Source organism: Bacillus cereus group sp. BfR-BA-01441, from assembly GCF_022663075.1.
In the GTDB taxonomy this organism is placed as follows: domain Bacteria; phylum Bacillota; class Bacilli; order Bacillales; family Bacillaceae_G; genus Bacillus_A; species Bacillus_A cereus.
Window position 1 is genome coordinate 1 of sequence record NZ_JAKUEU010000380.1, and the last position, 229, is coordinate 229.

Here is a 229-nt window from a genome sequence, read left to right on the forward strand (position 1 = left end):
TTCATCGCCAAATACTAGCGTACCGGATACAACGGAGCAACCAAAACAAGATCAACAGCAAAAAACTGAAGAAGAGAAAAAGCAAGAAGAATTAAAGAAACAAGAAGAACTTAAAAAACAAGAAGAACAAAAGAAACTAGAAGAGCAAAAGAAACAAGAAGAACAAAATAATGGAAATGGCCAAGGAACGACACCTCCAGCAAATAACGGAGGAGGTCAAGGAAATACG

General features: G+C 37.1%; 1 protein-coding gene. It reads left to right on the forward strand.

Annotated elements, in window-relative coordinates; translation table 11 throughout:
- A partial coding sequence (locus tag MR107_RS30930) for a hypothetical protein (protein ID WP_368738402.1) occupies positions 1-229 on the forward strand: 229 nt, incomplete at both ends.